Here is a 16,384-nt window from a genome sequence, read left to right as displayed (position 1 = left end):
CCGGCGGGCTACGGCCCGGTGCCCTGGAACAAGAGGCCGGCGAGCTGCCGGCCGAAGTTCATCACACCGGACGTGAAGGCCGACGTGATGAGGTCCAGGTCGAGGTCGCTGCCGTTGTACAGCCCGGAGAGGCCGGCACCCTGCTCGAGCAGGCCGGACACCTGCGTGCCGTAGTTGAAGATGCCGGAGACGGTACCCAGCAACGGGGCCGCGGCCTGGTTCAGGATGCCCGAGACGCCCGTTCCGTAGTTCGAGATGCCCGACAGCCCGCCACCGTAGCCGAAGTTGAAGAAGCCCGACGACGGGAAGGTGGTGTGGTTTCCAAAGCCCGGGACCAGCGGGATGAAGAAGCCGCCCTTGACCGGCCCGACGAAGGCGTCGACGTCGAGGAGCACCGGGATGCGGTCGATAGTGATCGGCGGAGGGAAGTTGAAAGGCGGGGTGCCGTTGGACAACGCGAGGCCCAGCGGGAACACGGGTATCGGAATTTCTGGGCTGACGAAGGGTCCGATGGTGACGGACAGCGGCAGCTCGATGCGGATCGGGTCCACGGGAATCGTGATTCCCGGGATGACGAATTCCGGTAGCAGGGTGGTTATGCCGAGCGAACTGAGGGACAGCGTGAACGGCTGCATCTCGCTGCCCGTCGTCTGGATGGGACCGACGTTGACGTCGATGAAATTCAGCAGCTTGATCGGGAACTGGTCGATGATGGATCCGGAGCTGAACATCGGGCCGACGGTGATGCTGCTGGCGGGGTCGAGGCCCAGACCCGGGAAAACGATGTCCTGAATGGTGATGGGGCCGATTTCGAATACCGGGTTGATGCCGACCGTGATCGGCGAAATGGATATGGACGGGATGCTGAAGCCGCCGATTGCGCCGGTTGCGGTGATGTCCAGCGGGATCGCCGGAATGTGGATCGACGGAATCTGGATCGGCCCGGCCCAGCCGGTCGCATGGACATTCGCGACGTTGAACTTCGGAATGATGGTTTCGTTGTAGGAGAACCCGAGCACGCCCTGGTAGTCGCCCCACCAGAAGAAGCCATTGCTGTAGTTGCCTCTGTTCAGGATGCCGGTGTTGACGTTGCCCGAGTTGGCCAGTCCGGTGTTGGTGTGGCCGGCGTTCAACCAGCCCGTATTGGCGATGCCGGTGTTGAAGTCGCCGGTGTTGCTGTCGCCGGCGTTGAACCCGCCGGTGTTGTAGTTGCCCGCATTGGCCAGGCCCGTGTTGAACCCGCCGGAGTTGAACACTCCAGTGCTGGCGATTCCGGAATTGCCGATGCCGGTGTTGTAGCTGCCCGAGTTGAACAGGCCGAAGTTGCCGGTACCGGAGTTGAAGAAGCCGATGTTGCCGGTACCCGAATTGAACAGCCCGATATTTCCGCTACCCGAGTTGAGGGCGCCGATTCCGGTCAGGTTGTCACCGTGCAAACCGATTCCGATGTTCCCGTTGCCGGTGTTGGCGAACCCGATGTTGCCTATGCCGATGTTGGCAATACCGAAGTTGCTCTGGCCGACGTTGGCGAGGCCGATGTTGGGCATGCCCGACGGGCCCGGCAACGAACCGGAGTTCGCGATGCCGATGTTGCCCCAGCCGAGGTTGCCGAAGCCGAAGTTGTTGTCGCCGATATTGCTGGCGCCCAGGTTGAAGTCGCCGATGTTGCCCACGCCCAGGTTGAACCCGCCGACATTGCCCAACCCGGCGTTCGCGCCTCCCACATCGCCCAACCCCAGGCTGGCGCCCGAAAGCACTCCCGACAACTGGGCACCGAAGTTGCCGACACCTGACATCACCGCCGAGGTCCCCGCATCGAGCGCGCTCGTGTTGAACAGGCCCGACAGGCCCGAGCCGATGTTGAACAAGCCCGATCCCAGGCTGCTGGCGTTGAAGAAGCCCGACGCCATCCCCTGCAACCCGGCCGGGACCTGGTTGAGCAGGCCCGAAACGTTCGTCCCGACGTTCGAGATTCCCGACACCCCACCGGGACCACCGTTGAAGAAGCCCGACGACGGCGTGCCCGTCGTATTCAAGATGCCCGGGAGCGCCGGGATGTTGGCGAAGACGATGCGAGCGGGGCCAATGGTGCTGTGCGCCTCGAGGTACCAAGGAATTCCGGCGACCTTGATCTCCGGGATGGTGAAGGCGCCGGTCCCGCCGGACACGTCGATGTTCAGCGGGTTCATCGCTGGGATGGTGAGGCCACCCGGGAATACGGTGATGGGCTCGGAGTGGCCGGTGATGGAGGCCAGCAGCGGGATCCGGTCGATGTTGACCACGGGGGTGCTGAGGGGCAGGTTCGCCAGGAAAGCGGCGATGCTCCCTTGCGACGAGCTGGAACCTATCACCACCGGACCCAGCGTCAGCGTGAAAAGCTGGCCGGGAAGTACCTCGAACCCACCCGACAGGGGACCGACGCTCAGGGGTCCGCCGGGTTGCGAGCCGAATGAGTAGTTCAGTGTGACGGGGATCTTCGGGATCGCTAGGTGCGGGAGCGAGATCGGGCCGAGGCCGGCGCTGACCGTGATGGCGTCCAGGTCGACGCGCGGAATCGGGATTTCCGGGATGGTGAAGCTGCCGACGGCGACGTCGGCGTTGAATACCGCGCGGATCGCGGGAACGTCGATGGCCGGGATAACAACGTCGCCCAGCCCGCCGGAGAAGTACAGGTGCAGGAAGTCGGTTTGCGGCAGCACCACGGGGTCCAACACGAAACCACCCAGGCCCTCGTACTCACCCCGCCACAGCAGGCCGTTGCTGTAGTTCCCGGAGATGAGGGCCCCGGTGTTGACGTTGCCGGAGTTGGCCAGCCCGGTGTTGGTGTGACCCGTGTTCAGCCAGCCCGTGTTGATATTGCCGGGGTTGAAGCCGCCGGTGTTGGCGTTACCCGCGTTGAAGCCGCCCGTGTTGTAGCTGCCCGCGTTGGCCAGGCCCGTGTTGAAGCCGCCGGCGTTGAACAGGCCGGTGCTCACGATGCCCGAATTGCCGATGCCGGTGTTGTAGCTGCCCGAGTTGAACAGGCCGAAGTTGCCGGTGCCGGAGTTGAAGAACCCGACATTGTTGGTACCGGAGTTGAACAACCCGATATTGCCGCTGCCCGAATTGAAGGCACCGAACCCGGTCAGGTTGTCGCCGGTCAGCCCGATGCCGACGTTCCCACTGCCGGTGTTGGCGAACCCGATATTGCCGACGCCGATGTTCGCCAGGCCGAAGTTGCCGGCGCCGATATTGGCGAACCCGAAATTGTTGATGCCAAAGGGACCGGCACCCGAACCCGAGTTGGCGATCCCGACGTTGCCCAGACCGAGGTTGCCGAAGCCGAAGTTGTTGTCGCCGATGTTGCTGCCGCCGACGTTGAAATCGCCGACGTTGGCGGCGCCCAGGTTGAAGCCGCCGACGTTGCCGAAGCCGACATTGCTCGCCCCTACGTTGGCCAACCCGGCCGAGACCAGGCTGACTGGGTTGAGCGCGCTGTCGCCCGACAACACGCCCGACAGCTGGGCACCGACGTTGCCGAAGCCCGACAACACCGCCGAGGTCGCGACATCTAGCCCGCTCGTGTTGAACAGGCCCGACACGCCCGAGCCCCAGTTGAGCAACCCCGATCCGAACGTGCCGGCGTTGAAGAGACCCGAAACCGTGCCTTGCGCGATCTGGCTGGCCTGGTTCCACCCACCCGACAAGTTCGAGCCGAAGTTGCCGATTCCGGAGACTCCCCCGGCGCCGGAATTGAAGAAACCCGACGACGGGGTGGCGGTCGTGTTCCCGAACCCCGGAACAGGCGGAATGTGGATCGGCGAGAGTGCCATGGGGCCGAGCAGGAGATCGATGTTGAGCTCGAGCGGAAGGGGGTCGATGGTGTAGCCGTCGGGAAAGATCGTGAAAGGCGCGATTCCGGCGAACGCGTCGACATGCACCGGAATCTGCGGGAAGGTGAGGCCGTCGGGGAACAGGGTGATCGCCGGGATCCCGCCGGTCACATCGAGACGCAGCGGCAGGGAAGGAATAGTCAGCCCCGGAATCGCAATGGGCGGGATGCTCAGATTCAGCGCCGAGAATGACGGTCCAGAGTCCCCGAACCTGATGGTGAACGGGAACAGGCCGCCCTGGTATGGGCCGAGCACGGTGTTGCCGTTGGCGAAGTCGACAGTGGAAAGCCACACATTCTGAACGGTGGAAACGGTCAGCGGCGGTATGGCGGAAGGGCCGCCGGGCGACGTCGAGACCTCGTGGATCAGAGTCGCCGGAATGTTCATGGGCGGCAAGATGACCAACGGGCCAAGCTCGAACGTCTCATGGATATCCAGCGAGATTGGGCCGATGGTGATCGGGTCCAGGGTGAATGGACCGAAGTAGAAGGTTTCGTCGATGTCCAAGAACGGCGGTATGTCGACGGGGATCGGGTCGATGTGGATGGGTCCGAGATTCAGGGTTTCGCGGATGTACACGAGGTATGTTTCCGGAGCCAAGTTGCCGATGTCGTAGTAGAAACCGGCCAAGCCCTGGTAATCGCCCGTCCAGAAGGCGCCGTTGCTGTAGTTCCCCGAGATGAGTAGTCCGGTGTTGACGTTGCCGGAGTTGGCCAACCCCGTATTGGTGTCGCCGGTGTTCAACCAGCCCGTGTTGGTGTTGCCGGGGTTGAAACCGCCGGTGTTGGCGTTACCCGCGTTGAAGCTGCCCGTGTTGTAGCTGCCCGGGTTGGCCAGGCCCGTGTTGAAGCCGCCGGCGTTGAACAGGCCGGTGCTGGCGATGCCCGAGTTGCCGATGCCGGTGTTGTAGCTGCCCGAGTTGAACAGGCCGAAGTTGCCGGTGCCGGAGTTGAAGAACCCGACATTGTTGGTGCCCGAGTTGAACAACCCGATGTTGCCGCTGCCCGTGTTGAAGGCACCGAACCCGGTCAGGTTGTCGCCGTTCAATCCGATGCCGACGTTCCCACTGCCGGTGTTGGCGAACCCGATGTTGCCGACGCCGATGTTCGCCAGGCCGTAGTTGTCACTGCCGATATTGGCGAATCCGAAATTGTTGACGCCGAAGGCCCCGGCACCCGAACCCGAGTTGGCGATCCCGATGTTGCCCAAACCGAGGTTGCCGAAGCCGAAGTTGTTGTCGCCGATGTTGCCGCCGCCGAAGTTGAAGTTGCCGACGTTGGCGGCGCCCAGGTTGAAGTCGCCGATGTTGCCGAATCCGACGTTCCCGCCACCCAGGTCGCTCAGGCCCAAATTGGGGCCGACGATCCCGACGGCCGAGCTGAGGCCCGAGATCAGGGCGTCTCCGATGCTCCCGTCGAACAGGCTCAAGATGCCCAGCCCCACGCCCGGGGCGCTCAAACCTCCCAACAGCAGTGCACTCAAAGCGCCGAATGGGTCAAACGCCGGGCCGCCGGTGCTGCCCTCGCTGTCAGACCCCGGCAGCGAGATGATCCCGATGTTGAGGGGGCCGACAGCGGTGGTGAGGTCGAAATTCAGCGGAATTATCGGGCTGTTTTCGAACAGGAGGGTGGTCGCCGGAATGATCACGGGTTCTTTGATGTCCACGGAGAAGTTAAGAAGCTCCGACATATGGAGAACCGTCTTCTCCACGATGGATGCCGGCGAACCGAAAGACAGATTCAGCGGAATGGATTCCTTGATGACCGGCAGCTCGATGCTGAGGGGCGGCATGCTGAACGTGTCACCGCTCAATGGAATTACCACGGGCTGCATCGCGACGCCGTCTCTGAAGTCAAACAGCAGCAGGGTGTCGCTGATCCCCATGTACATCTTGAACGGCTGAGTGGAAATGGCTTGAATCTGAATTGACGGGATGTCGAAACTTCCCGTGATGCCCAGGCCGGAAAGAAGAATGGTTTCGGGCGCGGTGAGTCCGACGTCGACAACGCCGTTGAGGCCGAAATTGATGGCCGGGATGGGAACTTCCGGGATCGTGAAGGGGCCGACCTCGAGGTTTCCCGTGACGGTGAGCAGGGGCGTCAACGCGTCCAAGACGGTGGTGGTCGGGAAGCTGACAGGGCCGATGCCGCCGGTCATGGCCAAGTGGAACGGGAACAGCCCACTGGTGATGCCGAACCCGCCGGGGACCGCCGGAATGGGGCCGTTGGCCGGCGTTGGCGGGAAGTAGCCCCATTGCAGAGGTATGGGGCCGATACCCATGCTGACCTGCAGGTCCACCGGGATGGGGTCGATCGTGAAGCCCTGCGGGAACAGGGTGAAAGCCCGCGTGCCGGCGGTGAAGTCGGTGAGGCTGACAATCGGGTTCTCGGGGAACTGCAAGCCGCCCGGGAACAACGTGAAGCTGTCCAGGCCTCCGGTCAAGTTGACGGTCACCGGCCTTTGGTCGCCGATGCTGAATCCGTTGGGGAACAAGGTCAACGGCGTTGTGGTCAGATCGAAACCGATGTTGATCGGGCCGGCGATCCCAGGGTTGGTACCGCTGCCGATGACGGGTCCGTTGACCTTGAGGTCGCTGATGCTCAGGTAGAACGGTCCGTGCGGGAATCTCGCTCCGGGCGGGCCTAGCGGTGGGCCGTAGTTGGCCAGCGTGAGGAACGGACTTGGTAGGGCAAACGGGTTCGCGTAAAAGTCTGCACTGACGCTCAGCGCTGACATGAGCGGCGTCGCGGAGACGCTGAAACCCTCCAGATCGACGAATCCCGTCACGTGAACCGGGACAGCGGGAACCGTGATCTGTGGGAGGGTGAATTCGCGCACGCCGATGAAGGCTCCGGTGATTTCCACGTTGAACTCGGGGATGGGGATGGGTTCGAGGTGGATGGGACCTAGGGTGCCGATCACGTGGAGGTTGATGGGGATTTCTGAAAGTCCCCCGAGCGGAATGTATTGCGGGAAGTCGATTGTCGGGAGCGGGAGCAGCGGCCCAACGCTTGTGCCGGTGGCTAGAACACCGATGTTGCCGATCCCCGAATTGGCGATACCGGTGTTGTTGCTCCCCGAATTGAACAAGCCAGAGTTCCCGGTGCCGGAGTTGAAGAACCCGACATTGTTGGTACCCGAGTTGAACAACCCGATATTGCCGCTACCGGAATTGAAGTCGCCGAACCCGGTCAGGTTGTTTCCGGTCAGCCCGATCCCGATATTCCCGTTGCCGGTGTTGCCGAAGCCGATGTTGCCCACGCCGAAGTTCCCGAAGCCGTAGTTGGCGTCACCGGCATTACCGAATCCGACGTTGCCCAAGCCGGGGATGTCGACCGAAAGACCAGAGTTCCCGAACCCGATATTGCCCACCCCGACATTGCCCAGCCCGATATTGCCGCTGCCGAGGTTGCCGTCGCCGAGGCCACCCAGGCCAAGGTTTGCGCCCGCCAAGATTCCCGACACCAACGAGCCGGAATTGAAGAAGCCGGAGGCCGTCCCCAGCAGTGTCTGCGCAGTTTGGGGTGCTTGGTTGAACCAGCCCGACAGATGCGCGCCGGAGTTGAAGAAGCCCGAAGAGCCACCGGCACCGCTGTTGAAGAATCCCGACGAAGGTGTGGTGGTCGTATTCCCGTAGCCCGGCACCAGCGGAGTGGTGAACCCGGGCATGCTGATCGGGCCGCCGCTGCCGGTGGCATGCAGGCTCAGGGGAATGTTGCTGATCGTTATCGGCGGGGTGCTCAGCGAGTCGATACGGCCAATCAGATTGAACGTGATCGGCAGTGCCTGCTCGGGAATTGAAAATCCCGGAACGGTGAACGCATCGGTCCCTACCGCCGCGCCGAGGCTGAGCGTAAGTGGCGCGTCGGGAATGCTCAGGCCGTTCGGCAATAGCGTAATCTCGGGCGTGGAGAAACTAAAGGTGAACGGTACCGAAAAGCCCATATTGATAGTTATTGGGCCGATTATCGTGGTGGGAACGGGATTGGGCGAAAGCGATACCTGGCTGATCGCTGGAATTGTTATCGTCGACTGCGGCCACGCGGCATTCAAGAGGAATTCGGCGTGTTGGGCCGGCAAAAGGGGTATCGCATCGATCTTGATGGGGCCGATCGACAGGTTCGGTATGACGCCACCCAGCGAGATCGCCGGGATGTGGATGGGCGGAACGACCAACGGGCCTAGATAGAAGGTGTGGTCGATGTTGATCGGGATTTCGGGAAGCAGGTGGATGGGCTCTATCGTGATGGCGCCGACGCCACCATTGATATCGACGCTGATGGGGATGTCGCCCAGCAAACCGATTCCGCCCGATATGGGTCCGAGCAAACCCTGGTATTCGCCCCGCAACAAGAAGCCGTTGCTGTAGTCACCCGACAGAAATGCGCCGGTGTTGACATTGCCGGAATTCGCCAACCCGGTGTTCGTGTCACCGGTGTTGAGCCAACCCGTATTGATGCTGCCCGGGTTGAAGCTGCCCGTGTTGAAGGCACCCGCGTTGAAGCTGCCGGTGTTGTAGTTACCGGCGTTGGCAAAACCCGCGCTGAACCCACCCGCGTTGAACAGACCCGTGCTGCCGATGCCCGAGTTGCCGATTCCGCTGTTATAACTACCGGAATTGAATAGGCCGAAGTTGCCGGTGCCGGAGTTGAAGAACCCGACATTGTTGGTTCCGGAGTTGAACAAACCGATGTTGCCGCTACCGGAATTGAGCCCACCGATCCCGGTCAGGTTGTTGCCGGTCAACCCGATGCCGATGTTCCCGTTGCCGGTGTTGCCGAACCCGATGTTGCCGATACCGAGGTTCCCGAAGCCGTAGTTGGCGTCACCGGTGTTGCCGAACCCGAAATTGCCCAGGCCTCCGACGTTGGCGACCAGACCCGAGTTGCCGAACCCGATGTTGCGCAGCCCGACGTTGCCCCACCCGACGTTGTTGTTGCCGACGTTGCCGCCGCCAAGGTTGAAACCACCGACGTTGCCGTTGCCGACGTTGTAGCTGCCGATGTTCCCGAGGCCGCCGTTGAAGGTGCCGACGTTGGCCAGACCCAGGTTGACGACGAGTGTCTTGAGCGGGTCGGAAGCGGCCGCGCCGGCGATGGCAAACGGCTGGGCAAACGGCTGAGCAAACAGCGGCAACGCCTCGACGGCCGCCGAGGCGCCCGCGTGATAGCCCAACATCGCGGCGACGTCCTGGGCCCACATCAGCTCGTAGTCGAACTCCGCGGCCGCGATCGCGGGCGTGTTCTGGCCGAACAGATTCGACAGCACCAGCGATACCAGCTGCGAACGGTTGGCCGTGATGAGCAAGGGGTCCACCGTGGCGGCCAACGCCGCCTCGAACACCCCCGCCACGACCCGCGCCTGCCCGGCCGCCGCCGCCGCGGCGGCCGCGGTCGCATTCAGCCATCCGGCGTATGGAGCGGCCGCGCTCGCCATCGCGACCGCCGACGCTCCCTGCCAGGCTCCACCCGCCAACCCCGAGGTCACCGAGCCGAACGACTCCGCAGCCGAACTGAGCTCGGCGGCCAGCTCCTCCCAGGCCGCCGCGGCGGCAAACAGCGGTCCCGGTCCCGCCCCGGAGTGCATGAGCGCCGAGTTGATCTCCGGCGGCAGCAAGGGAAAAGTCATGCCGCCGTTCCTCTCCCGTTGGTCTCCGACATCGCCATCACCCAGGTGTCAATCACGGTGTCGCACCATTGCCGCCGCTGCCGCCGGGGGCGGCACCCCCGGGGGTCGTGCCATCGTGTTTGTTCGGGCCTTGCGAGCCCCCGCCGCCCTGGCCGGCTATGGCACCGCTGGAGCCGCCGGTGCCGCCGGCCCCGCTGACGCCACTGTCGCCGCCGAGACCAAGAAGGGAGCTGGTCCCGCCGCCGGCTCCGCTGGAGCCGCCGTTGCCGCCCTTCCCGCCCGTGCCGCCGCTGTTGGCGTTACCGCCGTGACCGCCCTGGCCGCCGTTGCCGCCGTTACCGCCGGTGGAGCCACCGCCGTGGCCGCCCGTGCCGCCGGAGCCGCCACTACCGCCGGCACCGCCGAGCACAACGCCGGCACCGCCCTTGCCGCCCGCGCCGCCGTTGCCGCCACCACCGGAGACCGTGCCGATGGTGCCGCCGCTATTGCTGCCACCGGAGCCGCCACTACCGCCGCTACCGCCGGCACCCCCCGTGTAGCCACTGCCGCCTGCCCCGCCGGCGCCGCCGGCGGCGCCAGTACCGCCCTTGGTGACGCTGCTGTTCCCGCCGACACCACTGCCGCCGTTGCCGCCGTTGCCGCCCTTGCCTCCGGTGTTGCCGACGTTGTTGCCACCGTCGCCGCCCGCGCCGCCGGCGCCCCCGGCCCCGCCGGAACCGCCGGTGATACCCGAGTTGGCTCCGCTGGACCCGCCGTTACCCCCGGCACCGCCGTGGCCGCCGTGGCCGCCGTCGCCGCCAGAGCCGTTCGGGTTGCTGCCGCCCTTACCGCCGTTGCCGCCGGCACCCCCGGTCGCACCCTCGACGCCAATGGAGACGGGTCCGCTGGTGTCGCCGTAGCTCCCGTTGCCGCCGGTACCGCCGTTACCACCCTTGCCGCCGACGCCCGTGGCATCGCCTCCGGCGCCACCGTGACCGCCGGCCCCGCCGTTGCCGCCCTTGGTGCCACTGCCGGCATTCGTGGCGGGGCCGCCATGGTCACCGTGACCACCGTTGCCCCCATTCCCGCCGAGCGAGACGCCATTGCCACCGGCGCCACCCTGCCCGCCGTTGCCGCCTTGCCCTCCGCTCGGACCGCCACCACCGACGCCGCCCCGGCCACCGACGCCACCATTGCCGCCGTTGCCGCCGCTGCCGCCTATGTCACCCGCGCCGCCGGCACCGCCAGCCCCGCCATGACCGGCGTTGCCGCCGTAGGCGTTGCCGTTGCTGGTGCCGCCGGTGCCACCTTTGCCGCCGGCACCGCCAGCACCGCCGGTGGTGTTGCTGAAGTTGAGGTTGCCGCCGCCCGCGCCGCCTTTGCCGCCCGAGCCGGCGTTTCCGCCATTGCCGCCGGTGCCGTCACCGCCATTGCCACCGGCGCCGCCAGCGCCGCCGGCGCCGCCGGTGCCGACGCCGATTCCGATGTTCATGCCGCCGTCGCCGCCGGCCCCGCCGGCACCCCCGCTGCCGCCGGACTGACCGAGGCTGGCACTGCCGCCGGCGGCCCCGTTTCCACCCGCGCCGCCGGCGCCACCGTTACCGCCGTTAACGCCCTTGCCACCGTTGCCGCCTTTGCCACCGGCAGCGCCGCTGCCGCCGTGTCCGGCATCGGCCTTGGTTCCGCCTCCGGCGCCGCCGTTGCCGCCATTGCCACCGGCGGCACCCGCGCCGGACGTGCCGTTTCCGGCGTTGCCGCCGTGGCCGCCGGCACCCGCGTTGCCGCCGGTGCCGCCGTTGCCGTCACCGCCGTTGGCGCCATGGCCACCGTGCCCGCCGGCGCCACCGGGCCCGTTGGAGCCGTCACCGCCATTGCCGCCGTTGCCGCCACTGCCGCCGTTGCCGGCGGTACGCCCGAGTGCCGTCGAACCATTGCCGGCGGCGGCACCACCGTTGGCACCGTTGGCCCCGGCACCACCGGTGGTGCCGTTGCCGCCACTGCCGCCGCTACCGCCGTTGCCACCGCTGCCACCCCGCCCGCCGATGGCGCTGGTGCCACCGCCGTTGCCGGCCGCCCCGGCAGCGCCACCGGCGATGCCCGCGACGCCGGTGCTGTTGCCGGAGTTTCCGCCGTTGCCGCCGCTACCGCCGTTGCCGCCGTCGGAACCGCCGCCGTGGCCGCCGTTGCCGCCGCTGCCGCCGGCGCCGCCCTTACCACCTTCACCGGCCGAGCCGTGGCCGCCGTTACCACCGTTGCCGCCGTTGCCGCCGTTGCCGGCCGTTACGTTGACTACGCCAGAGCCGCTGTTGGCGGCGCTGGTGGCGTTGCCACCCGCACCACCGGCGCCGCCCGTCGTGCCGTTGCCACCATGGCCGCCGTTACCGCCGTTGCCACCGTTCCCGCCCACGGCGTTGGTGTTGGCAACTCCTGCGGCGCCCGCGGCGCCACCCTTGCCGCCGTCGCCGCCCGCACCGTTCGTGCCGTCGCCGCCGTTGCCGCCGTGGCCGCCAGAACCGCCGTTGCCCGTCGTGTTGCCGTTGCTGGTGCCGCCAATACCACCGGCACCACCGGCACCACCGTTGCCGCCCGGGCCGTCAAGGCCTTTGCCACCGTTGCCGCCGTTGCCACCCGCACCGGCGTCACCGCCGTGGCCGGTGTCCGCGCCGTTGGCGCCGTTGCCGCCCTTACCGCCGGCACCGCCGACGCCGCCGACGGTGTCGGTGCCGCCGTTTCCGCCGTTACCACCGTTGCCGCCGTTGCCGCCGTGGCCGTTGATGCCCGGCGCGCCGCCGTAGCCACCGGTGCCGCCGGCACCACCGAACCCTTTGCTGGAGTTTCCGCCGGCGCCTCCGGCGCCACCGTTGCCCCCGGGACCGGTGAAGTTGCCCTGGCCGCCAAAGCCGCCGCCACCGCCTTCGCCGCCGCCGTACTCGCCGTCACCGCCGGCCCCGCCGGCGCCGCCGTGGCCACCTGAGTTTCCGGTTCCGCCCATGCCGCCCTGGCCGCCATAGCCGCCGATCCCGTTGGTGCTGTCGCCGCCTTTGCCGCCTTTGCCGCCGCTGCCGCCGGGGCCACTCACGCTGTCTCCGTTGCCGCCGGGACCGCCGGCGCCACCTGGGCCGCCGAACCCGGTGCCGCCCTGTCCGCCGTCGCCGCCGTCACCGCCTTGGCCGCCGGTTTTCGCGAACGTTCCAGGGTCGGTCCCGCTGCCGCCCGTGCCGCCGAAGCCGCCCAGGCCGCCGTTGATCAGGCCGGCGCCGCCGTCACCGCCGTCACCGCCCCGTCCACCGGTGCCTTCGAAGAACGCCTGGTCCAGCGCTCCGCCGCCATTACCGCCGTTACCGCCGTTACCGCCGTTGAGGCCGGAGCCACCGTTACCACCGTGTCCGCCGGCCCCGCCGTGCGTGGCGGTGCCGCCGGCCTTTGGTTGAGCGGAGCCACCGTTGCCGCCGTTACCACCCTTGCCACCGTTGTGGATGATGCCGTCGGCACCGTCCAACCCCTTGAAGTAGATGGGATCGCCCTTGGCATCGGTGCCGGTCTGAGGTCCGACGCCGCCTTTGCCTCCGGCACCGCCGACACCCGCGTTACCGCCGTTGCCGCCGTCGCCGCCCTTGCCAACCGCACTGGCGTCGGAACTGCTGGTGCCGGCCTGGCCGTTGCCGCCGTCGCCCGGCTTGCCGCCGTTGCCGCCGTTGCCCGCGTTACCGCCGAGGCCCGTGGTGCCATTGACGTACCCAGCCGCCTTCGCCGCACCGCCGAGACCGCCGTTGCCCCCGTTGCCGCCGTTCCCGCCGTTACCACCGTTACCGCCGTTCTGGCCGTTGCCGCCGTTGCCGGGGAAGATGTTGCTGCCGTCCGAGCCCGTCATGCCGTCGCCGCCGTGGCCGCCGGAACCACCGGCGCCGCCGTTGCCGCCGTTGCCGCCTTTGCCGGCGTTGATTCCACCCGCGCCACCGGCTCCACCATTTCCGCCGGAACCGCCGCTGGTGCCGGAGGTGCCAGAGGTGCCGGTGCTCTTCGCCGACGTTCCATCGACACCGGCTCCGCCCGCACCGCCGTTGCCGCCCTTGCCGCCGTCACCGGAACCGCCGGCGTTGCCGCCGGCACCACCGGCCCCACCGTTGCCGCCGGGCGCTGAAGCGCTACCGGTCGTGCCGCTACCGCCGGCACCGCCGTTGCCACCGTTGCCGCTCACGGACCCGCCGGTGCCGCCGGCGCCGCCGTTGCCGCCGTTCTTGCCTACCCCGCTGGCGGTGCCGCCGTCACCGCCGTTTCCGCCGTTGCCGTACTTTCCGCCGTTGCCGCCGTTACCGCCGTTGCCTGCCTGGGTTCCCGAATTGGTGCTCGAGCCTTTACCGCCATTGCCCCCGTCGCCGCCACTGGTGGGCCCGGTGCCATCGGCCCCGTCCGCACCCTTCATGGCCGGAATGACGCCCTTGCCGCCGGTGCCACCCACGCCTCCGGTGCCGGGGTTGCCGCCATTGCCGCCGTTGCCGCCGGCCCCTGCCTTGGTGATCCCACTCGGATCACCGGCGGCGCCGTCGCCGCCATTGCCGGCGGCGCCGCCGTTGCCCGCGTCGCCGCCGCTGCCCGCTTTGGCGAACATGGCGAACGAGTCGCCGCCCTTGCCGCCGTTGCCCCCTTTGCCGCCGTTTCCGCCGTTCCCGCCGTTGGCCCCGTTGGCGGCTCCGATGTTGTCGTCCCCACCGGTTCCGGCGGCGCCGTCGCCGCCCTTGCCGCCGTTGCCGCCCTTGCCGTTCAGCGCCCCGCCGTTGCCGCCGTTACCCCCGTTACCGCCATCCCCGCCGCTGGCGGCGTTGCCGCCGTTCTTGCCGGTGTCGGTGCCACTAGCACCGTTGCCCCCGTTACCGCCGTGACCACCGTCGCCGACCAACCCGCCGTTGCCGCCATTGCCGCCGTTACCACCGTTGGCGCCGTTGGCATGCGAGCCTGTGCGGGTGGCGCCGTTGCCACCGTTGCCGCCGTTACCGCCGCTGGTGGGCGAGGTGCCGTTGGCGCCGGCCGTACCGTTCAAAGCCGGGGTGGCGCCCAGACCGGCGGCACCGCCCACGCCGCCGGCGCCGGGGTTGCCGCCGTTGCCGCCGTTGCCACCGTTGCCCTGCAGGATTGCGAGAGTCGGGTCGCCGTTGGCGCCGTGGCCGCCGTTGCCGGCTACCCCGCCCATGCCGCCTTTGCCGCCGTTCCCTCCCTTGCCGTTGAGGCCGGCGACAGCGGTGCCGCCGTTGCCTCCGGCGCCGCCGGTCCCGCCCGTGCCGCCGTTGCCGCCGTTGCCGCCGTTTTCGCCAGTGTTCAGGGCGGAGGCATCGTGCCCGTTGCCGCCGACGCCCCCATTGCCGCCGTCTCCGCCGTTACCCCCGGCACCGCCATTGCCGGCCTTTGCGCCGCCGTTACCGCCATTGCCGCCCTTACCCCCGCTGCTGCCGATCGCCCCGCTACCGCCATCGCCGCCGCCACTACCGCCGGCGATGCCTTCATGACCGGCGCCGCCGGCACCGCCGTTACCCCCGTTGCCGACGGATCCACCGTTGCCGCCGTTGCCCCCGGCCCCGCCGGCGAGGTTGGCGTTGATGCTGGCTGCGCCGGCCCCACCATTACCGCCGTTGCCGCCGCTGGTCGGAGTGGCGCCGGCGGCACCGGGCAGGCCTGCCAACGCTCCGGCGCCACCACCTACCCCGCCCGTGCCGGGGTCGCCGCCGTTGCCGCCCTTCCCGCCGGCACCGCTGTTGAGCACGAAGGTCGGATCTCCTGAGCCGCCGGCGCCACCATCCCCGCCGACACCGGCTGCGCCGCCGGCGCCACCATTTCCGACCAACGTCCCGCCGCGACCGCCGTTGCCGCCGTTACCGCCATTGCCGCCATTGCCGCCGTCGGCGCCGGTGCCGTTGATACCGGCAGCACCGGGCGCGCCGGGCCCACCAATCCCGCCGGCTCCGCCGTTGCCGAACAACCCCCCGGCGTCGCCGCCGTTGCCGCCGTTGCCGCCAAACCCGCCCGCCGTACCGACGCCGCCCTGCCCGCCGGTCCCGCCGTTGCCCCAGATCAGCCCGCCGTTACCACCGGCGCCACCATTGCCGCCGAGGCCGCCCACCCCGCCGGCTCCGCCGGAACCGAACAGCCCGGCACTGCCGCCGGCACCACCATTGCCGCCAACACCGCCAGGCCCACCAACGCCGCCGTTGCCGTTCAACCACCCGCCGGCCCCACCGACGCCGCCATTAGCACCGGCGCCGCCGGCGCCGCCGGGCCCGCCGTTGCCGAACAACCCAGCAGCACCCCCCGGCCCACCGACTTGACCGGTCGCCCCCGAACCGCCGGCGCCGCCATTGCCCCACAACAGACCCCCAGGCGTGCCGGCCTGCCCGCTCTCGGGCGCCGCACTAACCCCGTCTCCGATCAAATTGCGGCCCAACAAGAGTTGGGTGGGCGTATTGATCACATCCAGCACGGCCTGCTCGAACATCTGGAATGGCGACGCACTTGCCGCCTCCGCGATGTTGTACGTGTTGCTGGTCGCAGTCAGCGATTGCACGAACTGCGCGTGAAATGCCGCGGCCTGAGCGCTCAGCGCCCGGTACTCCTGCGCGTGCGTGCCGAACAACGCCGCGATCGCGGTAGACACTTCGTCGGCGGCTGCCGCCAGCACGTTGCTGGTCGGGCCCGCCGCAGCGGCATTCGCCGCGCTGATCGCCGACCCGATCCCCGCCAAATCCGTTGCCGCGGCTGCCACGAACTCCGGGGCCACCATTAGCGACATGACAATTCCTCCAGCATCCGGGATGCGAACACAATCAGGTCGCTAGCTATGCAATTGGTCGACGAATACCTCCGCCCGCGACAGCGACACCCCGGCACCGATATACCCACGCGTGAGTCCTGTGTTC

At 67.9% G+C, this 16,384-nt stretch carries 2 protein-coding genes; both read right to left on the bottom strand.

The features are described from left to right. Nucleotides 1-8: 8 nt before the first annotated feature. Nucleotides 9-9,500: a PPE family protein gene (locus G6N68_RS04195; RefSeq protein ID WP_163708258.1), complete on the bottom strand. Its 9,492-nt coding sequence runs from the start codon at nucleotides 9,498-9,500 to the stop codon at nucleotides 9-11. 52 nt (nucleotides 9,501-9,552) lie between these two features. Continuing rightward, on the bottom strand, nucleotides 9,553-16,257 hold the full coding sequence (locus tag G6N68_RS04190; protein WP_163708254.1) for a PE family protein: 6,705 nt from the start codon (nucleotides 16,255-16,257) through the stop codon (nucleotides 9,553-9,555). Between the last annotated feature and the right edge of the window lie 127 nt (nucleotides 16,258-16,384).

It is taken from the genome of Mycobacterium bourgelatii (assembly GCF_010723575.1).
Classification (GTDB): Bacteria; Actinomycetota; Actinomycetes; order Mycobacteriales; family Mycobacteriaceae; genus Mycobacterium; species Mycobacterium bourgelatii.
Note: the sequence above shows the minus strand (reverse complement) of the source record. Positions and strands in the feature narration are given on the sequence as shown.

Coding starts and splice junctions, on each gene's coding strand:
- G6N68_RS04195 (WP_163708258.1), bottom strand. CDS start 9,500: ATGACTTTTCCCTTGCTGCCGCCGGAGATCAACTCGGCGCTCATGCAC.
- G6N68_RS04190 (WP_163708254.1), bottom strand. CDS start 16,257: ATGTCGCTAATGGTGGCCCCGGAGTTCGTGGCAGCCGCGGCAACGGAT.